Origin of the sequence: Pantoea sp. ACRSB (genome assembly GCF_022346905.1) — a bacterium.
Taxonomy (GTDB): domain Bacteria; phylum Pseudomonadota; class Gammaproteobacteria; order Enterobacterales; family Enterobacteriaceae; genus Pantoea; species Pantoea piersonii.
The window spans coordinates 170,760-191,224 of sequence record NZ_JAKRNL010000005.1 but is presented as its reverse complement, the minus strand read 5'-3'; the positions used below and the strand labels follow the sequence as shown (position 1 = coordinate 191,224).

The 20,465-nt window shown below is 57.4% G+C and carries 20 protein-coding genes; 11 read left to right on the top strand and 9 right to left on the bottom strand.

Annotated elements, in window-relative coordinates:
• The first annotated feature begins 10 nt into the window (after nucleotides 1-10).
• From MHZ89_RS16160 to hemW, 4 genes are read left to right on the top strand one after another with little or no spacing between them, the layout of a single operon-like run.
• Nucleotides 11-718, top strand: a complete 708-nt coding sequence (locus tag MHZ89_RS16160; protein WP_311783866.1) for a YggS family pyridoxal phosphate-dependent enzyme — start codon at nucleotides 11-13, stop codon at nucleotides 716-718.
• Nucleotides 719-730: 12 nt separating this feature from the next.
• Nucleotides 731-1,285: a YggT family protein gene (locus MHZ89_RS16155; RefSeq protein WP_311783865.1), complete on the top strand. Its 555-nt coding sequence runs from the start codon at nucleotides 731-733 to the stop codon at nucleotides 1,283-1,285.
• A 17-nt stretch (nucleotides 1,286-1,302) separates the two neighbouring features.
• Nucleotides 1,303-1,896, top strand: a complete 594-nt coding sequence (locus MHZ89_RS16150; RefSeq protein ID WP_311783864.1) for an XTP/dITP diphosphatase — start codon at nucleotides 1,303-1,305, stop codon at nucleotides 1,894-1,896.
• Entirely contained in the window at nucleotides 1,889-3,028 is a 1,140-nt protein-coding gene (hemW, locus tag MHZ89_RS16145) for a radical SAM family heme chaperone HemW (RefSeq protein ID WP_311783863.1), read from the top strand. The genes MHZ89_RS16150 and hemW overlap by 8 nt, the downstream gene beginning before the upstream one ends.
• A 37-nt stretch (nucleotides 3,029-3,065) precedes the next feature.
• Here hemW and MHZ89_RS16140 read toward each other — a convergent pair whose 3' ends face one another.
• The 5 genes from MHZ89_RS16140 to MHZ89_RS16120 form a co-directional block, all read right to left on the bottom strand.
• Nucleotides 3,066-4,136, bottom strand: coding sequence for an ABC transporter ATP-binding protein (locus MHZ89_RS16140; RefSeq protein ID WP_311783862.1), 1,071 nt, complete (start codon nucleotides 4,134-4,136; stop codon nucleotides 3,066-3,068).
• Complete coding sequence (locus tag MHZ89_RS16135; protein ID WP_311783861.1) at nucleotides 4,129-5,898, bottom strand: iron ABC transporter permease; 1,770 nt, start codon at nucleotides 5,896-5,898, stop codon at nucleotides 4,129-4,131. Before MHZ89_RS16135 ends, MHZ89_RS16140 begins: the two co-directional genes overlap by 8 nt.
• Before the next feature lie 71 nt (nucleotides 5,899-5,969).
• The gene (locus tag MHZ89_RS16130) at nucleotides 5,970-7,058 is read right to left on the bottom strand and encodes an ABC transporter substrate-binding protein (RefSeq protein ID WP_126690051.1); all 1,089 of its coding nucleotides are present in this window, start codon (nucleotides 7,056-7,058) and stop codon (nucleotides 5,970-5,972) included.
• 174 nt (nucleotides 7,059-7,232) lie between these two features.
• Nucleotides 7,233-7,934: a response regulator gene (locus MHZ89_RS16125; protein WP_311783860.1), complete on the bottom strand. Its 702-nt coding sequence runs from the start codon at nucleotides 7,932-7,934 to the stop codon at nucleotides 7,233-7,235.
• Nucleotides 7,927-9,579 carry a sensor histidine kinase gene (locus tag MHZ89_RS16120; RefSeq protein ID WP_311783859.1) on the bottom strand — a complete coding sequence of 551 codons (1,653 nt, stop codon included), beginning with the start codon at nucleotides 9,577-9,579 and terminating at the stop codon, nucleotides 7,927-7,929. The genes MHZ89_RS16125 and MHZ89_RS16120 overlap by 8 nt, the downstream gene beginning before the upstream one ends.
• Nucleotides 9,580-9,782: 203 nt before the next feature.
• Between MHZ89_RS16120 and MHZ89_RS16115 the strand changes: the two genes are divergently transcribed.
• The 4 genes from MHZ89_RS16115 to MHZ89_RS16100 all read left to right on the top strand — a co-directional run bounded on the left by MHZ89_RS16115 (nucleotide 9,783) and on the right by MHZ89_RS16100 (nucleotide 11,888).
• On the top strand, nucleotides 9,783-10,181 hold the full coding sequence (locus MHZ89_RS16115) for a hypothetical protein (RefSeq protein WP_311783858.1): 399 nt from the start codon (nucleotides 9,783-9,785) through the stop codon (nucleotides 10,179-10,181).
• Between the two features lie 455 nt (nucleotides 10,182-10,636).
• Nucleotides 10,637-10,849: an RNA chaperone/antiterminator CspA gene (cspA, locus tag MHZ89_RS16110; protein ID WP_120454600.1), complete on the top strand. Its 213-nt coding sequence runs from the start codon at nucleotides 10,637-10,639 to the stop codon at nucleotides 10,847-10,849.
• A gap of 250 nt (nucleotides 10,850-11,099) precedes the next feature.
• Entirely contained in the window at nucleotides 11,100-11,576 is a 477-nt protein-coding gene (locus tag MHZ89_RS16105) for a cold shock domain-containing protein (protein ID WP_311783857.1), read from the top strand.
• Nucleotides 11,577-11,642: 66 nt separating this feature from the next.
• Nucleotides 11,643-11,888, top strand: coding sequence for a DUF2543 family protein (locus MHZ89_RS16100; RefSeq protein ID WP_126690107.1), 246 nt, complete (start codon nucleotides 11,643-11,645; stop codon nucleotides 11,886-11,888).
• Nucleotides 11,889-12,049: 161 nt separating this feature from the next.
• Here MHZ89_RS16100 and MHZ89_RS16095 read toward each other — a convergent pair whose 3' ends face one another.
• The 3 genes from MHZ89_RS16095 to trmB all read right to left on the bottom strand — a co-directional run bounded on the left by MHZ89_RS16095 (nucleotide 12,050) and on the right by trmB (nucleotide 13,891).
• Complete coding sequence (locus MHZ89_RS16095) at nucleotides 12,050-12,763, bottom strand: DUF2884 domain-containing protein (RefSeq protein WP_120454606.1); 714 nt, start codon at nucleotides 12,761-12,763, stop codon at nucleotides 12,050-12,052.
• A gap of 82 nt (nucleotides 12,764-12,845) precedes the next feature.
• Nucleotides 12,846-13,172: a YggL family protein gene (locus MHZ89_RS16090; RefSeq protein WP_311783856.1), complete on the bottom strand. Its 327-nt coding sequence runs from the start codon at nucleotides 13,170-13,172 to the stop codon at nucleotides 12,846-12,848.
• On the bottom strand, nucleotides 13,172-13,891 hold the full coding sequence (trmB, locus tag MHZ89_RS16085; protein ID WP_311783855.1) for a tRNA (guanosine(46)-N7)-methyltransferase TrmB: 720 nt from the start codon (nucleotides 13,889-13,891) through the stop codon (nucleotides 13,172-13,174). Before trmB ends, MHZ89_RS16090 begins: the two co-directional genes overlap by 1 nt.
• Before the next feature lie 155 nt (nucleotides 13,892-14,046).
• Here trmB and mutY point away from each other — a divergent pair, with 155 nt between their 5' ends.
• From mutY to mltC, 3 genes are read left to right on the top strand one after another with little or no spacing between them, the layout of a single operon-like run.
• On the top strand, nucleotides 14,047-15,129 hold the full coding sequence (gene mutY / locus MHZ89_RS16080) for an A/G-specific adenine glycosylase (RefSeq protein WP_311783854.1): 1,083 nt from the start codon (nucleotides 14,047-14,049) through the stop codon (nucleotides 15,127-15,129).
• Nucleotides 15,130-15,131: 2 nt separating this feature from the next.
• A complete protein-coding gene (locus MHZ89_RS16075; protein ID WP_033792153.1) occupies nucleotides 15,132-15,404 on the top strand; it encodes an oxidative damage protection protein in 273 nt (90 codons plus the stop codon).
• A gap of 57 nt (nucleotides 15,405-15,461) precedes the next feature.
• On the top strand, nucleotides 15,462-16,541 hold the full coding sequence (mltC, locus tag MHZ89_RS16070) for a membrane-bound lytic murein transglycosylase MltC (protein ID WP_311783853.1): 1,080 nt from the start codon (nucleotides 15,462-15,464) through the stop codon (nucleotides 16,539-16,541).
• A 1,233-nt stretch (nucleotides 16,542-17,774) separates the two neighbouring features.
• Here the strand turns inward: mltC and MHZ89_RS16065 are convergent.
• Complete coding sequence (locus MHZ89_RS16065) at nucleotides 17,775-19,925, bottom strand: ornithine decarboxylase (RefSeq protein ID WP_311783852.1); 2,151 nt, start codon at nucleotides 19,923-19,925, stop codon at nucleotides 17,775-17,777.
• Nucleotides 19,926-20,465: the final 540 nt, after the last annotated feature.

The following is a 20,465-nucleotide window of genomic DNA, read 5'->3' as shown; positions in this document are numbered from 1 at the left end:
CCTCCTGACGATGACCTCAATCCAGCACAACCTACAGCAACTGCGTCAGCGCATCCGCGCTGCCGCGACGCAATGCGGGCGCGATCCAGAAGAAGTTACGCTGCTTGCCGTGAGCAAAACCAAACCTGCGGGCGCGGTCGAAGAAGCTATCGCCGCCGGACAGATCGCCTTTGGCGAAAATTACGTGCAGGAAGGGGTTGAAAAGATTGCGGCGCTGGCCGCACATCCTCAGGTGGAGTGGCACTTCATCGGCCCGCTACAGTCCAATAAAAGCCGTCTGGTGGCGGAGCATTTCGCCTGGTGCCATACGGTGGACCGCCTGAAGATTGCCCAGCGCCTGAGCGACCAGCGTCCCGCCTCGCTGCCGCCGCTGAATGTGTTGATTCAGGTAAATATCAGTGACGAAAACAGCAAATCTGGCATCATGCTGGAGGATTTGCCTGAGCTGGCGCAGCAGGTCGCCGCGCTGCCGCAGCTGCGTCTGCGCGGCCTGATGGCGATTCCGGCGCCGGAAAGCGACTATTCGCGTCAGCTGGCAGTGTGCCAGCAGATGGCTGACGCTTTTCGCCAGCTGAAGCAGCACTATCCCGACGTCGATACGCTTTCTCTGGGAATGAGCGACGACATGGAAGCGGCGATTGAAGCTGGCAGCACCATGGTGCGTATCGGCACCGCGATTTTCGGCGCGCGGGACTATGTGCGCAACCCACAACAATAATTGAGGAACCTCATGTTAACACTGACGTTTTTAGTCAAAACGCTGATCGACCTGTATGTGATGGTGCTGCTGCTGCGCATCTGGATGCAGTGGTCGCGTTGCGATTTTTACAACCCGCTGTCGCAGTTCGTCGTCAAGATCACCCAGCCGATTATCAAGCCGCTGCGCCGCGTTATTCCGGCTATCGGCCCGGTGGATACCGCCTCGCTGCTGCTGGCGTTTGTGCTGACGACGCTGAAATACCCGATTTTGTTGCTGATCCAGGTCGGCGCTTTCTCGGTCGATCCGGCCAACCTGCTGGTCGGTCTGCTGTCGCTGGTGAAGTCCGCTGGCTACCTGGTGTTCTGGGTGATTATCATTCGCTCGCTGATGAGCTGGATCAGCCAGGGCCGCGGCCCGCTGGACTATGTGTTGATCCAGCTGACTGAGCCGCTGATGGCGCCAATTCGCCGCATGCTGCCTGCGATGGGCGGCATCGACTTCTCCGCCATGATTGTGATCCTGGTGCTCTATGCGCTGAATTTCCTCGGTATGGACCTGTTTCCAGGCCTCTGGTTTCTGCTGTAAATATGACTGGAACTGCTATGCAAAAAGTTGTGCTCGCCACCGGCAATCCCGGCAAGGTACGTGAACTGGCGGATCTGCTCTCCGCCTTTGGCCTGGATATTGTGGCGCAAACCGATCTGGGCGTGGAGTCGGCGGAAGAGACCGGCCTGACCTTTATCGAAAACGCCATTCTGAAAGCGCGTCACGCCGCGCAGATCACCGGCCTGCCCGCCATCGCCGACGACTCCGGCCTGGCGGTGGATGCGCTGGGCGGCGCGCCGGGCATCTATTCGGCGCGCTACGCCGGAGAAGCGGCCAGCGATCGGGAGAACCTTGAGAAGCTGCTTCAGGCGCTGGAAACAGTGCCGGACGGCGCACGCCAGGCGCAGTTCCACTGCGTGCTGGTCTATCTGCGCCACGCGGAAGACCCGACGCCGCTGGTGTTCCACGGCAGCTGGGCGGGCGAAATCACTCGCTCAGCGGCGGGTGAAGGCGGCTTCGGCTACGATCCAGTTTTCTACGTGCCCGAACTGGGCAAAACCGCCGCCGAGCTAAGCAAAACGGAAAAAGGCGCGGTTTCTCATCGGGGCAAAGCATTGACGCTGCTGCTGGAAGCGATGCGCAATGCCTGATTTACCGACGTTAAGCCTCTATATCCATATTCCGTGGTGCGTGCAGAAGTGCCCCTACTGCGACTTTAACTCCCATGCGCTCAAAGGCGAGGTGCCGCACGTTGAGTATGTGCAGCACCTGCTGCGCGATCTGGAAAACGACCTGCCGCTGACCCAGGGGCGCGAAGTGCGCACTATCTTTATTGGCGGCGGCACGCCAAGCCTGCTCAGCAGCGAGGCGATGCAGATGCTGATGGACGGCGTGCGTGCGCGTCTGCCGCTGGCGGCGGATGCGGAGATCACCATGGAGGCCAATCCTGGCACCGTAGAGGCGGACCGCTTCAGCGCCTACCAGCGCGCCGGGATTAACCGTATCTCTATCGGCGTGCAGAGCTTCAGCCCGCAGAAGCTGGAGCGGCTGGGGCGCATCCACGGCCCGGAAGAGGCGAAACGCGCCGCGCAGCTGGCTGAGGGGCTGCATCTGCGCAGCTTCAACCTCGACCTGATGCATGGCCTGCCCGATCAGTCGCTGGAGGAGGCGCTGAGCGACCTGGAGCAGGCGATTGCGCTTAATCCGCCGCACCTCTCCTGGTATCAGCTGACCATCGAGCCGAATACGCTGTTTGGCTCGCGGCCACCGGTGCTGCCGGACGACGACGCGCTGTGGGATATCTTCGAGCAAGGAGATCGTCTGCTCACCGCCGCGGGTTATCAGCAGTATGAGACCTCCGCCTATGCGAAGCCGGGCTACCGCTGCGAGCATAACCTTAACTACTGGCGCTTCGGCGACTACCTCGGCATCGGCTGCGGGGCACACGGCAAGCTGACCCAGCCGGACGGGCGCATCGTGCGTACCGTGAAGACGCGTCATCCGCGCGGCTTTATGCAGGGCCGCTATCAGGAGAAGCAGTATGAAGTCGCCGACGACGAGAAGCCGTTCGAATACTTTATGAACCGCTTTCGCCTGCTGGAAGCGGCGCCGCGCGAGGAATTTACCCGCTACACCGGTCTGAGCGAGAGCAAGATTCGGCCGCAGATGGATGCGGCGATCGCGGCCGGTTACGTAGCGGAAAACGCTACGCACTGGCAGATAACGGATAAAGGCAAACTGTTTTTAAACTCGCTGCTGGAGCTTTTTCTGGCAGAGGAGTAAGCGCAGGCAACAGGGGCGGCGAAAGCCGCCCCTGACGTTATGATTTCGGGAAGATCCACAGATGGTTTTCGGGTAATGCCAGCCGGCAATGCTGAGGGTCGCGCACCTCGTTGCCATAGGCGCGGATAACAAAGTCATCGCCTGCGGTGCGGAACAGATACTCCCAGCGGTCGCCAAGATACATGCTGGTCAGCAGCGGCAGCTCCAGCTGGTTTTCACCCGGCCCCTCCTCCAGCCTCACGCGTTCTACTCGAATCACCGCCGTGGCCTCCTGACCGTTTTGCACCCCTTCGCCTGCGATACCCCACAGCGCCCAGCCTTTGCCCTCGATACGCGCTTTGCCGTCGCGCAGCTCGGTGATTTTACCGTGTAGCCGGTTATTGCTGCCCATAAACTCCGCGGTAAACAGCGTCCTGGGCGATCCGTACATCTCCTGCGGCGTCCCCTGCTGCTCAATCTTGCCGTTATTAAGCAGCAGGATGCGATCGGAAATCGCCATCGCCTCATTTTGATCGTGCGTCACCATCAGCGCGGAGAGGCCCAGCTTGATGATCAGCTCGCGCAGAAAGACGCGCGCCTCTTCGCGCAGTTTGGCGTCCAGGTTCGACAGCGGCTCATCCAGCAGGATAACGGGCGGGTTGTAGACCAGCGCGCGGCCAATCGCTACGCGCTGCTGCTGACCGCCGGAAAGCTGATGCGGATGGCGTTTGCCGAGGTGGCCCAGCCCCAGTTGGGTCAGCACGTCCTGCACCCGCTGGTTGATCTCCGCAGAAGCCACTTTGCGCAGCTTTAACGGGTAGGCCACATTCTCAAACACCGTTTTATGCGGCCACAGCGCGTATGACTGAAACACCAGCCCCAGGTTGCGCTCTTCCGCCGGGATTTCGCTGCGCGGCGTACCGGCATACACCTGTTTTTTGCCGATGGTGATGTTGCCCTGCGTCGGTTTTTCCAGCCCGGCGACGGCGCGCAGCAGCGTGGTTTTGCCGCTGCCGGAGGGGCCAAGCAGCGAAACCACCTCGCCGCGCTGTAAATTCATGGAGACCCCTTTCAGAACCGGGTTGTCGCCGTAGGTTAAATGCAGATTCTCAACCGTTAATTCAATCATGTAATTTAACTCCAAATCGCAGGGCAATACCCAGGCCTACCACCACCAGCAGGATGTTAATAAAGGAGAGCGCAGCAACGATATCGATGGCGCCCGCCGCCCACAGGGAAACCAGCATCGAGCCGATGGTTTCCGTACCGGGCGAGAGCAGATAGACGCCGGTGGAGTATTCGCGTTCGAAAATCAGGAACATCAGCAGCCAGGAGCCAATCAGGCCGTAGCGGGATAGCGGAATAGTGACGTGGCGCGTAATCTGCCCGCGCGTGGCGCCGGTGCTGCGCGCCGCCTCTTCCAGCTCCGGCCCTACCTGCAGCAGCGTTGAGGAGATCAACCGCAGGCCATAGGCCATCCACACCACGGTGTACGCCAGCCAGACGCTGAAGATGGTGCTGCGCAGCGAACGCAGCCAGACGATCAGGTTATCGCGCAGCCACTGAGACCAGGCGAAATCGGCAAGCCAGCCCGACTTGAGTGAGTTATCCAGCCAAAGCGGCAGAAACAGAAATACCCAGAGAAAGGCCAGGCCCGCCAGCAGCCCCGGTACCGCGCGCGGCACCAGCACGCTGTAGTCAAGGAAGCGCGTGGTGTTGTCAGGTTTACGGTGCATGGCGATGCCGATAAACAGGTAACACCCCACCGCTAAAGCGCCGCCGATAACGCCAATCGCCATTGAGTTGACGATGGCACGCAGCAGGTTCGGCTGCGCCCAGATAGTCTGGAAAGTTTTGATCGACAGCTCATCCCACAGCGAGACGCCGACGCCCCAGTTGGAGATAAAGGCGCGCAGCACCACGCCCAGCAGCGGCACGCCGATGGTCACGGTCAGCCAGAACGCCACCACCGCGCCCGCTACCCAGCGCCATTTCCCCAGCGGCAAAGCGCGCGCCTGCGACGCTTTACCCTTCAGGGTCACGAAGCGGTTGGCGGTGCGCATCAGGCGGCGTTGCAGCATTACCAGTGGAACAGTAATACAGATCAGCACCACCGCGACCGCCGCCATCAGATGATAGGAAGGCGTGCCGAGTTTATTGGTCAGCTGATAGAGATAGGTTGCCAGCACCATGTTGCCTTCAGGGTCGCCCAGCACCAGCATCAGGCCAAACACCTCCAGCCCGAGGAAGAACAGCAGCACGATGGCATAGAGAATTGAGGGCCGTACCATCGGCAGGCTCACCGCCGTCATAACCTGCAACGGCGATGCGCCAGCGATACGCGCGGCCTCTTCTACATCCGATCCCACGCTGCGCAGGGCTGAAGAGATATAGAGATAGGCATGGGGAACGTGCGTCAGGCCCGCAATCACCACAATGCTCGACATGTCGTAGATGTTCCAGGGCACAAAGCCCAGCAGGGACTGCGCCCACAGCGAGAAGAAGCCGACCGGCCCGGCCGCCACCACATAGCCGAACCCCAACACCATCGGCGAGACGAAGATCGGCACGAGGATCAGCGGCTCAATAAAACGTCTTCCCGGCAGATCGGTACGCACCATCAGAAAGGCGAGAATACCGCCCAGCGGAATGGCGATAATCACCAGCCCAAAGGCCAGAATAAAACCGCTTCTCAGCGCCTTGTAGAAATCGGGATCGGTAAAAATAAATTCAAACGACTCCAGGCTCCACTCTTTAGACGGCGCAAAGAACGGCGCGGATAAAAAACTCTGTATGACGATAAAGGAGAGCGGAACGTAGATAACCAGCGCGGTTAACAGCACCACGACGCCGCGCGGCAGGCTCTGCCACTTTCTGCGCAATGCATTCATATTGAGACCCTGAATGGCGAAATCCTGAGAAAAAGAAGCGCGACGCAGCGGACCGCGCTTCCATACAGCCGTTATTTACCGGCGGCTGCGCGCCACTGCTTGATATAGTCGAGACGTTTTTTCGGTTGAAGGTACTCCAGCAGGCTTTCGTCGACCGGGATAGGCTTCAGCGCGCTGCCTAACATTTTGGTCAGGCCATCAATATCGTTTTTGCCTTCAATATCATTGCGCAGGGAAGGAATATCGGCCTGACTGGCCAGGATGCTTTGCCCTTTCTCAGAGAGCACATAATCCAGCCACAGTTTTGCCGCATGGCTGTTTTGCGCTTGCTGGCTAATAAACGAGACGCGCGACAGCACCAGCGTGTAATCCTTCGGCCAGGCGATACCCAGCGAAGGATCGGTTTTGGCGCGCGCTTCAGCGTAGGAGCCAAGGATGTTGAAACCGATCAGGTTTTCGCCGGAAGAGACCCTTTCCATCATGGTGCCGGTTGAAGACTGCACCGCTAAGCCGCCCTTCGCCACATCAGCCAGGGTCTGGAAGTAGTGTGGATCCGCTTTGGAATCCTGCACCGACAGCATGAAGCCCAGACCCGATTTTTCAATATCGTAGGTGGTGACTTTGCTCTTGAATTTATCGGTCTGACTGGCGATTAACTTCGCCAGCGCGGCGTGCGAATCGGGCACGTCGCCAGCGGGGATCAACCGTTTGTTATAAATAAACACTACCGGCTCGTAGGTGGTGCCGTAAGCCTTGTTTTTCCACACGGCCCACTTCGGCAGCTGCGCCAGTTCAGGCGACTGGTACTCCTGCGCATAGTCGGTCGCCAGCTTCAGGCCGGTGTCCATTGAGGAGCTCCAGACCACATCGCCGCTGGTGCCGCCGGAGGCTTGCTCGCTGATAAAACGGTTATACAGCTCGGTGCTGTTCATATCGTTGTATTCAACTTTAATGCCGGGATAGGTCGCTTCGAAACCTTTGATCAGCGGCCCGGCGGCTTTCGTGTCGGTGGTGGAATAGATCACGACTTTGCCTTCTTTGGTCGCGGCATCAATAACGCTTTGATAATCAGCCGGATAGCCCTGCGGCGGCGCGGAGAAGGCTGAGCAGGAGAAGAATACGGTAGCGGCAACCAGAGAGAGAGAATAATTTTTCGTCATTATATTTAACCTTTTAGTTACACTCAGGGAACTAAGGGTCAACATAAACGATCGATTCAGGCAGGCAAGAGGTGACGGTTCGTTATCTTCGCGAAGTGTGATTATTGGCGTTTTTTCGGCAATTAACACCATTAAAACCACGTCGGCGTCGCACAGGGTTTGCGCGCGATCACACTATTTCGTGGCGGTAATTTTACGATAGAGCCGCCGCGGATGGCCGATATTGCCATACTGCATCTCAACGCCGATAAAGCCGATCTCCACGCAATATTCCAGGTAACGGCGACCGGTGGTTTTGCTGATCCCCACGCTCTCCACCACCTGCTCTACCGACCAGCTACTGTCAGGCGCATCGCTAAAGAAATCTTTCACCCGCGTCAGGGTCAGCGACTCAATGCCTTTTGTCGAAGGAGCCGCCGGCCCCTCGCTGGAGGGCAGATTGAACAGCTTATCCAGCGCGTGCTGATCGACATTTTTTATCTGACTCATTGAGTGCACCAGCAGCATAAAGCGCTCCAGCGAGGCGCGCAGGCGGTGAAAAAAGACCGGTTTAAGCAGATAGTCGAGCGCGCCGCTGCGCATCGCATGGCTACAGGTTTGCATATCGCTGGCGGCAGTGATGAAAATCACCGAGCATTCAAAGCGTTTCAACAGCGGATCGTCAATCAGCGTTACGCCCTGGCCGTCAGGCAGATAGTTGTCGAGCAGCACCAGCCGCGGCTGATGCTGCTCAATTAGCTGGCGCGCCTGCTCCAGCGTGGCCGCGATGCCCACCACGCGCAGATGAAAGTGCTGCTCGATAAACTCACGATGTAAATCAGCCAGATGCGGCTCATCCTCCACAATCACGACATTCAGTGCCTTCGCGTTATTCATGGGAAACTCCTGTCGAAGCGGCGTGCTGAAAGGGAATAAAAATCGAGAAGATAGTGCCCTGCGGCGAGTTGCCGGCGATTTCGATGCTGCCGCCCGCCTGATGAACGTAACCTGCCGCCAGATAGAGCCCGATACCGTGTTCCGACCCCATCAGCTCATCACCGCTGGAGGGTTTGCTGCTTACGCCCTGCTCAAAAAGATGCGGTTTTAGCTGCTCATCCACGCCGCAGCCTTGATCGGCGACTTCAATCAGCAGTTCGTGGTTGCGATCGGAGATATAAAGCTCGACCGGCGGCGCTGGCCTTTCGACGTTGAGCGTCGCGTCGACGGCGTTATCCAGCACATTCCCAACCACCGACATCAGCGCCGTTTCGCTCATCGCGGCAGGGATACGGGTCAGCTGGCAGGCGGGGTCGAATTTAAGCTCAACGCCTTTTTCCCGCGCGCTGACATATTTCCCCAGCAGCAGCCCGCACAGCGCTGGCGAAGTGAAGCGCGCCGAGACAAAATCGAGCACCTGCTGCGCCCCGGCGGACTGCGCCTGAATATAGCGCATCGCATCGTCGTAACGCTGCATCTGCAGCAGGCCCACCAGCGTCGCGGTCCAGTTAAGCTGCTCATGGCGCATAATGCGCAAATTATCCGCATAGCGCTTCACCTGGCTCAGCTGGCTGCTCAGGGTATTGATATCGTTTTTATCGCGGAAGCTGCATACCCAGCCGCCTGGCTCGCCAGGTTCGAGATCGATAGCCACCCGGTTGACGATAACCTGCCGCTGGTTAAGTACGGTTATCTGATCGTGATGGCGGCCGTTCTCCTCCGTGGCGCTCTGGCTCAGAAAGGCGGGATGGAGCTGCAACACCTCATGGAGCGGTTTGCCCAGCAGCTCTCGCTCGCTCCGATCGATATCCAGCAGCTCTCTGGCGGCGCGATTGATTAAAATCAGCTGCATCTCGGCATTAACGGCAAATACCCCTTCATACATCGCCTCAAGCAGCGCTTTTTGCTGTAGTACCAGCAGCGCGATATCTTTCGGCTCCAGCCAGAACATCTGCTTCTTGAGGTTGCGGCTAAAGACCCATGAAAAAATAAACAGCAGCAGAAGCAGGGCCAGCCCATACAGGCTCGCCTGCCACAGCAGTCTGACGTTGATATTGGCGATCCAGGAGGTGAGATAACCGACCGAAACGATGCCGATAACCTGATGCCGGGCGTTAAAGATCGGCGCTTTACTGCGCAATGAAACGCCGATCCCCCCTCTGCGCACTGAAATAATGGTCTTCCCCTGCAGCACCTCCGCATTGTCGCCGCCAATCAGCGGCAAATTCAGGCGCTCTGGCGATTCTGAATGGTAGAGATGCTGCTCATGCACATCGCCGATCACGATATAGCTGGCGTCGCTCTGACGGCGTAGAGGCTGAATCAAACTGGCGATACCGGCGATATCGCGGTTTGCCACCTTCTCAGCCAGGCCGGGCATCAGCGCAATCTGGCTCGCCTGGACGCGCGCGCGCTGCCCCAAATCATGATGCAGCTGCCGGTCAATAAAATGAAACAGGATAGCGCCCAGCAAAGCCAGCAGCAGGCAGGAAAAGAGCACCAGCGAGAGAAAGAGTTTCACCTGAAAAGGTAATCTGCGTTTCATAGAATCTGTAGCGGAGCGAGGCATAAAGGAAGACTATCACGCGAAAAGAGCGCGGATGATCGGCTAAAGCCAGAGTTGTGAACTGGCTACAATCTCAGGCAAAGGCAGGCCAGAAGGCGGTCGACACGGGCCAGGGGCCGCGCGTCCGGCCGTAAGCGAATCGAGTCCAGCGCAAAGCGAGCAAGAGCGTAAAAGCGGCAAAAATGCGCGCGTCTACCGCAGGGATGGGACATATCTTAAATGCCCTTTCCTCTCATGGCATCCGCTATAATTTAAGTATTCTTAAATCCCAGCCCTGGTTAGACATGCTTATGGCCAGCTATACAGTCCGGGTCGAGCTGAAAGAGCAGACCGAAAAAATGCGCATCGATCTTCAGTTCACGATGCTCGAAAATGGTTTTTCGCGAAGCGTTGTTTGCGACAGGGGCTTTACCTACGCCCTGCCCACCAACGAGTTTGTCTACGTGGGTTCAGAAGGGATTAAAAACCTGATGGACCGGATCGTTTCGTTGATAAGCGATATCAGCGACGATCCCTCAGTGCTGGTTACCCGCTCAGAGGAGCGATGCTGGTCAGGGCTTCGCGTCGTTGACCTTGGATAAAAGGCGGCTGCTCCTCTTTTTTGAGCGTGGGCATATAGCCAGGATGTTCAGGGAGATCGTTGCTGCTGAGCGAACGATAATGACCTGTATGCAAAAATTAATCGCGACGCTGGGCGAAATATAAAATTAAACGCGCCGGCCATTTCGGGTTCCCAGCAATTAATTTTGTCAAAATTAAAGCCTCGCTGTAGCAAACATCCATATAGCCATCTGAGCGTTTAAACGGTTAAAATAAATTATATAAAAGTTGCTAAATAAAATCCTCTGTGTCTTAATAGCGTCATCGGTTTGGAATACAGACCTTATGAAAGCAGTTTTAGTAAAGCAGTCCTCAGTTCAAGTGTTATCCAAAGATACCCTTCTTCGTGAGCCTCCTCCTAAGTGCCCCATAAGTCACTCTCTAATTACAGGCCATTTTCGCCGCTCTTAGTGGCTCATCAATTAAGGAAGTATCTATGTCTAACAAAATGACTGGTTTAGTAAAATGGTTCAACTCTGATAAAGGTTTTGGCTTTATCACTCCGAGCGACGGCAGCAAAGATGTATTCGTACACTTCTCTGCTATCCAGAGCGACAGCTACAAGACCCTCGACGAAGGCCAGCAGGTTTCTTTCACCATTGAAAATGGTGCGAAAGGCCCAGCGGCTGGAAACGTCACGCCGCTGTAAGCTGCGCTAATTATCGGCGGCGCTTACAATAGCGATGAAGGCAACAGCCTGAGCAGTTAAATTCTGCTGATAATAAAATTAACCCGCCCTGTGCGGGTTTTTGTTTTTAAGGCCCTTTTCACCCCTCTGCTGCTCCCTCGCATCTCCTGAATTTATCATCCACACTTACCCTGTTCTGTAGGGCCATTGTGCTTTACACTGCGCGCTGTAAAAAACTGAGCAGATTAACGATTAAACAGGCGGTAACGCGATGAACGGAACGATCACAACCTGGTTTCAGGACAAGGGCTTTGGATTTATCAAAGATGAAAACGGCGACAATCGCTATTTTCATGTGATCAAGGTCGCCAACCCTGAGCTGATCAAGAAAAATGCGGCAGTAACCTTCGAGCCTACTACCAATAATAAAGGCCTGTCGGCTTACGCGGTCAAAGTCGTCCCGGCGAGCAAGTACATCTTTATCGCGGGCGAACGCATCAAGCTCACCTCGATCAAGTCTTACCTGGTCTACAGCGAGGAAGTGCCTGCCGACACGCGCATAGATAAAAAAAACACCGTACTCTCCGTGGGCACGCTGTTGAACAATATCAGGCCGAAAACAGCCGCTAAGCCCGATGAGATGCGCTCAATGAAAAAGCTGGCGATTACGACCTTTCAGGGTACGACGTTAATCTTCACGGAAGATGAGATCGATGTGGATGCCACGGTAAAAATGCTTAAGGTCTGACGCACCCAGACAGCCGCTAACTTTTGCACTCCGCAAGTGACGCAGGTTTAACCCCTGGAGATTATGATGAACGATGAAATACCACTTAAATATTATGACGTTGCGGATGAGTACGCGACGGAAACCGAAACGCCGGTAAGCGAGTCGGAGCGTGACGCTCTGGCGCGCTATTTCCAGCTGCTGATTACTCGCTTAATGAATAACGAGGAGATCAGCGAAGAGGCGCAGAAAGAGATGGCGGGTGAAGCGGGTATCAATGCGCTACGCATTGACGAGATCGCTGAGTTTCTTAATCAGTGGGGCAACGAGTAACGCCCTGGGGCGCGTCTGTAACCACCAGACGTGCCGACGCTCTGCGCTAAGCCAGTCGAATCAGAGCGTAAAGCGGATGACGTCAGTCTCGCAAAGTTGCCCGTCGGGGTCGTTGTCACTGCTGCCACTTCCCCGACAGGCCAACGCTTAACGTAACCGGCTCAGGATTTAACGCTGCTCACCAGCTTCTTGCGCTGATCTTCCAGGCTAATCACGCGGTTACACACTTCGTGGCCGAAGTTTTTGAAGTCCTGCTCCTGATTACTCCACTCCGCCTGAATCGACTGCTGCAGCCCGCCCAGGTTGCCCATAATCGCCTGCAGCGGATTGCTGCCGCTCGCCTGCTTAGTGCCCATTTCGTTCAGGCTGTCCTGCAACACGCCGCCCATAGTGCTCTGCACCAGGCGTTCGCCATCGGCGCGCACCTGGTCGATCGCCTGATGATGGAAGGTCAGGCCGTCGTCACGGTGCTCAATAATGCGGTTCATCTGCTGCTTCAGCTGGCCGTTCAGGGTGGTGAGACGGTTGCGCACATTGCTGTCGGAGCCGAGCTTCTCGACAATCACCTTATCCAGCGCCACCCGGCCCTTCTCCAGACGCGTCGTCGCACCGGTATCGATCCACGGCAGATCGCGACGCAGCGCATTCTGATAGTCGATCGCCTGCTGGCGCTGCGCGTTGTTCACCGCAATCTTCTGACCGTTAAACTGCACATCGCCCTGCGGGGAGATCTCCAGGTTGCCGTTCGCGCCGACGACCTGCACGCTCTGCGGCTTGATCACGACATCATCCTGCGGTTTTACGCTGCACTCCCAGGCAGCCTGTGCCTGCGTCGCTGCCAGCAGCAGCGCGGCGATAAGCGTTTTACGAACCATAATCTCTCCCTAATATGTGAACCAGGCGCGGTAATTACAGGTCAGCCGTAGGCCAGGCAAATAAGCCAGGCTGATACGGAACTTAGTCCCACCAGACGTCGAAAAGTTCGGTCACCTGGATGTCGCTCAGCTGGCGATCTTCCAGCCACTTGCGCACCATCTCGCGATGCTCGTCGGTGCATTTGCCGGTGCGCTGCAGGCAAATCAGTCCTTCCCACACCAGATAGCCGCTGCCGTCATAGGCCAGTCCGTTTGGCGCAATCACTTCGTTAATGAAGTCGTCAACGGTCTTATCAATCTGCTGCTCTGTGGTTCCCTCGGCGAAGCGCCAGGCAACCGAGAAGCCCAGCTCCTGAAACTCGTCGATATGCAGTTTTTTACGTAAACGGCGGCTGCGATGTGTGGCCATTATTTAACCCTCTCAAACATTAAGTCCCAAACGCCGTGGCCCAGTCGCTGCCCGCGCTGCTCGAATTTAGTCAGTGGACGCGTCTCTGGACGCGGCACGTAATCCTGTGTTTCCGACAGGTTTTTATACCCGTCGATACTGTTCATCACTTCCAGCATATGTTCGGCATAGGCTTCCCAGTCGGTGGCCATATGGAATACCCCGCCCAGCTTCAGCTTGCGCATCACCAGCTCGGCGAAAGGCACCTGCACGATGCGACGCTTGTTGTGGCGCGCTTTATGCCAGGGATCGGGGAAGAAAAGCTGCACCATGCGCAGCGAGTTATCCGGGATCATCTTCTCCAGTACCTCTACCGCGTCGTGACACATTACGCGCAGGTTCTCCACGTTCGCCTCTTTCGCGGAGGCGAGACAGGCGCCCACGCCCGGCGCGTGCACTTCAATACCGAGGAAGTTCTGCTGCGGGTTATTCTGCGCCATGGTCACCAGCGAAGCGCCCATGCCAAAGCCGATCTCCAGCACCACCGGCGCGTCGCGGCCAAACAGTTGCGTCAGATCCAGCGGCTCAGGTTGAAACTCTACGCCCATCTCCGGCCAGTATTGGTCGAGCGCCAGCTGCTGTCCTTTCGTCAGACGCCCCTGGCGGCGCACAAAACTGCGAATACGGCGCAGCGGCCGCCCGTTCTCATCAAATTCCGGAGTGATGACGTCATTAATCATGTTGTAGCCTGCTGAGTAGCCTGTTTGGGGAAAGGCGCATTATGCAAAGTTAATTAGCAGAAGCAAGCCCTTGCAATCTTCAGGTTTACACCGGGGCTGCGCCTGTGCTGGAATGCCTGCCTGAGTGTAGAGTAATCACGGAAAATTTCCTTCTTATGATGCAAGCGCCGCAGTTCGCGCAACAGGTGCTGGACTGGTATCAGCGCTTTGGCCGCAAGACCCTGCCGTGGCAGCAGGAGAAAACGCCCTATAAAGTGTGGCTCTCTGAAGTCATGCTGCAGCAGACTCAGGTCGCCACCGTTATTCCCTATTTTGAACGCTTTATGGCGCGCTTTCCCACCGTCGCCGATCTGGCCGCCGCGCCGCTCGACGAGGTGCTGCACCTCTGGACCGGGCTGGGCTATTACGCCCGCGCGCGCAATCTGCATAAGGCGGCGAAGCACATTGTCGACCAGCATCAGGGTGAGTTCCCGCGCAATTTCGACGATGTTGCGGCGCTGCCTGGCGTTGGGCGTTCCACCGCAGGCGCGGTGCTCTCGCTGTCGCTTGGGCAGCACTTTCCGATCCTCGACGGCAACGTAAAGCGCGTGCTGGCCCGCTGTTACGCGGTCGGCGGCTGGCCGGGCAAAAAAGATGTCGAGAAGCGACTGTGGGAAATTAGCGAGACCGTGACGCCAGCGGAGGGCGTCAGCCAGTTCAATCAGGCGATGATGGATCTCGGCGCGCTGGTCTGCACCCGTTCAAAGCCTAAATGCGACATCTGTCCGCTTAACAACGGCTGCATCGCTTACGCCAGCAACAGCCAGGCGAACTATCCCGGCAAAAAGCCGAAACAGATATTGCCGGAGCGCAGCGGCTGGTTTTTGCTGTTACAGGATGGCGACGACGTCTGGCTGGAACAGCGTCCGCCGGTTGGTTTGTGGGGCGGTCTGTTCTGCTTCCCGCAGTTCACCACCGAAGAGGCGCTGCACGACTGGCTGCAGGCGCGCGGCATCGAGTCAAAGCCGCAGCAGTTAACCGCTTTTCGTCATACCTTCAGCCACTTTCATCTGGATATCGTGCCAATGTGGCTATCGTGGCCATCTGTCGGGGCGGCGATGGATGAACCCGGCGGTCTCTGGTATAACTTAGCCCAGCCGCCGTCAGTGGGGCTGGCGGCGCCGGTTGAACGGCTTTTGCACGAGCTGCGTCATCCGCAACAGCTGGCCCTGCCCCGGCATGAGATTGAAGAGGAATAGTAATGAGCCGCACGATTTTTTGTACGTTTCTACAGCGCGACGCTGAAGGGCAGGATTTTCAGCTCTATCCGGGCGAACTGGGTAAGCGCATCTACAATGAGATCTCGAAAGAAGCCTGGCAGAAGTGGATGGCCAAACAGACCATGTTGATCAACGAGAAAAAGCTCAACATGATGAATCCGGAAGACCGTAAGGTGCTGGAAAAGGAGATGGTCAATTTCCTGTTTGAAGGCAAAGAGGTCCACATCGAAGGCTATACGCCGCCAGAAGCATAAATTTTAGGGCCTCAGCGTTGAGGCCCCTCTCTTTTCCGGGTCAGGCACGTATTTACAATGAATAAGAAATTACTCGCACTGCTGGTGATCGCTCCACTTTTGGTCTCCTGCTCAGGAAAGAAGTCTTCGCAGTTTCACGAAGAGTGGGTAAAGGACACCAACGGCTTCGATATTTTAATGGGCCAGTTTGCGCATAACATCGAGAACATTTGGGGTATTAACGAAGTCCTGATTGCCGGGCCGAAAGACTACGTTAAATATAGCGACAACTATTACACCCGCAGCCATATCAACTTCGAAAGCGGCAACATCACCATCGAAACCATTTCCGGTACCGATCCGATGGCCAGCCTGCGCCAGGCGATCATTACCACGCTGCTGATCGGCGACGATCCGGGCAATGTCGATCTCTACTCTGACGCCAACGATATTGTGATCAGCAAAGAGCCGCTGCTCTACGGCCAGGTGCTGGATAATACCGGTCAGCCGATTCGCTGGCAGGGCCGCGCGGGCAACTTCGCTGATTACCTGCTGCAAAATAAACTGCAGCGCCGTGTTTCCGGCCTGCATGTTATCTACTCGGTCACTATTCCCATGGTGCCTAACCACCTCGACAAGCGTGCGCACAAATATCTGCCGATAGTGCGTAAAGCCGCCGAGCAGTATGGCGTCGATGCATCGCTGATCCTGGCGATTATGCAGACCGAATCGAGCTTCAACCCCTATGCGGTCAGCCATTCTGACGCGCTGGGCCTGATGCAGGTGGTACAGCATACCGCGGGTGTTGATGTGTTCCGTATGAAGGGCAAATGGGGCAAACCGAGCCGCAGCTATCTGCTCGATCCGGAAAACAATATCGACGCGGGCACCGCCTATCTGTCGCTGCTGCAAAACAGCTACCTGGGCGGGATTCAGGATCCGCTGTCGCGCCGCTATGCGGTGATCACCGCCTACAACGGCGGCGCAGGCAGCGTACTGCGCGTTTTCTCCAGCGATAAGGATCGCGCCTTTAACACCATCAATAATATGTCGCCGAGTGAGGTTTATAACACCCTGACGACGCAGCATCCGTCTGCAGAGTCGCGGCGCTATCTCTATAAAGTGAGTACGGCGCAGCGTAGCTATCGGCGGTATTGATGATTTGCATGGCGTTCGCTGCGCGAATGGCTGGCTCTGTGCGGGTTTCGCCCGCAGGTGGTTTGCATGGCGTTCGCTGCGCGAATGGCTCTGTGCGGGTTCCGCCCGCCAGGGGTTTGTATGGCGTTCGCTGCGCGAACGGCTGGCTCTGTGCGGGTTCCGCCTGCCGGTGGTTTGTATGGCGTTCGCTGCGCGAACGGCTGGCTCTGTGCGGGTTCCGCCCGCCGGTGGTTTGCATGGCGTTCGCTGCGCGAACGGCTCTGTGCAGGTTCCGCCCGCCAGGCGTCGGGGAGTTTCAGCAGCCGCGCTGCCGGCGTGCGTGTTAAGGGGCTCGCCAGCCCCTTAACAATCCCGGCTTCCGGCAGCCTTCACGCCGCGCTCCGCGCGGTCCCTTCGTTGCTTACGTCAGCCTTACGGACCGCGCGGATTCGCCGTCCTGGCTCATGCCGCGCTCTCGCCGACGTCCTGTCGGCTCGTCCTGGCCGCCGCGCGCGCCTCAGCGTGTCGGATGCCTCTGTCACACCCTCGCCTGTGAGTTCTTATTTTTTTATAAACGGCCGCATCGTCTGACGCTTACAGCGATAAGGTTGCGTCTTCTGGAATCAGGACTCTCCGTCCTGGCCGCCACGCGCGCCTCAGCGTGTCGGATACCTCTGCCACACCCTCGCCTGTGATTTCTCGTTCTTTATAAACGGTTGCGTTGTCTGACGCTTACAGCGATAAGGTTGCGTCTTCTGGAATCAGGACTCTCCGTCCTCGCCGCCGCGCGCCTCAGCGCGTCGGATGCCTCTGTCACACCCTCGCCTGTGAGCTCTTTTTTTTTATAAACGATTGCATTGTCTGATCGCGCTTACAGCCATAAGGCCGTCGATAAAAACACAGAACTTGCAGCGAGGGTTGTGGGGGCCATCGCAGCCGCTGAGCGGAGGAGGGATTTCAGGACGAGCGGCAGGGATGCCGCGAAGAGGCTGGCATGAGCCAGGGATGGCGAATCCAGCCGGTCCGTCAGAAATCCTGACGAAGCGAAGGAACCCGCGCAGCGGGCGGCGGAGCTGGCCCAGGGCGCGGGTGCAGGGCCGACGCCTTGCGGCCCTGCTCGGTCGCCCGCAGAGGGCGAAATGAAACTGCCCGGCTGTCGGGCGAACGAAACCTGCGCTGAGGCTCCCCCGCTGTTAAGCGAACGAAACCTGCACCAAAGCCCCCCGCCTGTCGTGCGAGCGAAACTCCCGGACACTATCCCACCATCATATTCGCTACCAGCTGCTTGCGTCCCTGCCCGTCATCCTCGGTATAAACGCCCTGCAGCTCCGGCGAGAAGCCCGGCAGCTGGTTGATGCCCTCCTCCAGCGCCAGGAAATAGCGCTGCACCGCGCCGCCCCAGACTTCGCCCGGCACCACGCAGAGCACGCCAGGAGGATAAGGCAGCGCCCCTTCGGCGGCGATACGCCCTTCGGCTTTCGCGATCGGCACCAGCTCGACGTCGCCGCGAATATAAGCCTGATGCGCATCCTGCGGATTCACCTTCACCGCCGGGAAATTTTTCTGCCGGAACATCGCCTTTTGCAGATCCTTAACGCCGAAGCTGACATAGAGATCGTGCATCTCCTGGCAGAGCTGACGCAGGGTATAGCCCTTGTAGCGCGCCTGATTCTTGCGATAAATCGTCGGCAGCACCTCCGCCAGCGGCGCATCCTCTCGGACATGCTGTTCAAACTGCGCCAGCATCGCTACCAGATGCGCCATCTTCTCCGGGCTCTCCGCTGGCGTCAGCAGAAACAGGATAGAGTTAAGATCGCACTTCTCCGGCACGATGCCGTTCTCGCGCAGATAGTTCGCCAGAATGGTGGCGGGAATGCCAAAGTCGGCGTACTCCCCGCTCGCCGCGTCGATGCCCGGCGTCGTCAGCAGCAGCTTGCAGGGATCGACCAGATACTGATCCTGCGCGTAACCGGCAAAGCCGTGCCATTGCGCCTCCGGCTCAAAGCTGAAGTAGCGGCTGTCGCTGGCGATGCTTTCCGTCGGCGCATCCTGCCAGCGTTCGCCGTTTACCTGCTCCGGCACAAACGGCAGGATCATTTCGCAGCGTTCAAGGATAGCCTTGCGCGCCTCGATGCCGAGCGTCACGCACGACTGCCACAGCTGACGGCCCGCATCGCCCTGATGCATTTTGGCATTTACGTCCAGCGCGGCGAAGAGCGGGTAAAACGGGCTGGTAGAGGCGTGCAGCATAAAGGCGTTATTTAGCCGCTTATGCGGGCAAAAGCGCTTCTGGCCGCGAATATGGTTATCTTTTTTATGGATCTGCGAGGTCTGCGAAAAGCCTGCCAGCTGCTTATGCACCGACTGGGTGACGAAAATGCCCGGATCGTTCTCGGTCAGCTCCAGCGTCAATGGCGAAGTGCCCGCCATCACCGGAATAAACTGCTCATAGCCGAGCCACGCCGAGTCGAAGAGAATGTAGTCGCAGAGGTGTCCGATGCGATCCACCACCTGCCGCGCGTTATAGACCGTACCGTCGTAGGTGCCGAGCTGAATAATCGCCAGACGGAACGGACGCGCTTCCCCGGCGCGCTGCGGCGCGACCTCTTTGATCTGCTCGCGCAGCCAGGCCTCGTCGAAGCAGTGCGCGTCGATGCCGCCGATAAAGCCGAAGGGATTACGCGCCGCCTCCAGATAGACCGGCGTCGCGCCCGCCTGAATCAGCGCGCCGTGATGGTTCGATTTATGGTTATTGCGGTCGAACAGCACCAGATCGCCGCGCGTCAGCAGCGCGTTGGTTACCACTTTATTAGCGCTGGAGGTGCCGTTAAGCACAAAGTAGGTTTTATCCGCATTAAACACTTTCGCCGCAAACTTCTGCGCATCTTTCGCCGAGCCTTCGTGGATAAGCAAATCGCCCAGCTTGACGTCGGCGTTGCACATATCGGAACGAAAGAGATTCTCCCCGTAAAAGTCGAAAAACTGCCGCCCCGCCGGATGCTTTTTGAAAAACGCCCCGCCCTGGTGTCCCGGACAGGCGAAGGTGCTGTTCTGCATATCGACGTAGCGCATCAGCGTGTCGAAAAACGGCGGCAGCAGGTTCGCCTCATACTCCGCCGCGGCCGTTTCCAGCGCCGCCCAGGCTTCCGCAGAGCCGTCCAGCTCGCCGGTCACGCCCGGCAGGTGCAGCACCTCCTCTTCCCAGGCGTTGGCGACAAATACCGGCAGGTTGAAGCCGGTATGGCGCAACAGCGCCAGCACGCCGCTGCGCGTATCGGCCAGCGAGACGACCACTGCCGCCACGTCGGTAAAATCGGTATTGTCCAGCGTCACTACGTCACGCCCGGTATTCAGGGTAAGGCTGGGAGCCACAGCAGCGCTGGCGGCAATTTTCAGTGGTGTCATAACACAAATCCCCAACGGTGAAGGATGAGTGGGTGCCAGAGGCACAGCAATGGGGAAGATTCCCCGGCGAATAACGTCAGGCGGAGGCGGAGCAAAAGGTAAAGCCGCACCCGATAGACATCAGTAAAGCCAGAGCGCGTCTGTCTTTACGCATGCCCAACAGCGAACGTTTAGCTGGCCTCACCGCATGGTGAGCGGGAAATGCTGAGCGAAGATAGCAGAGGAGATCGCCTTACGCGCAGGGTAACGCGAGCGGAGGCAAGTGCGGTTGCGCATTGTTCCGACCATAACGACATCCTCACGAGTAAGCGGAAAAGAGGGCGCAATAATGTCATTTTTCTCGCGCGAGGACAACCCGGCAAAAGTAAATAACCTTGCTGACTAACATAAGCTAAACAGATGATAATTAAAGGGTCAAATCAGAACCCCTACAGATAATTGCTTAATTATCTTAACTTTATGAAATGTTATGCAACTGCCGGCGCGTCCAGGCATCATGTGCCCCTTCTCTACCTCTTCCCGCCGCAGAGGAGTAGACTG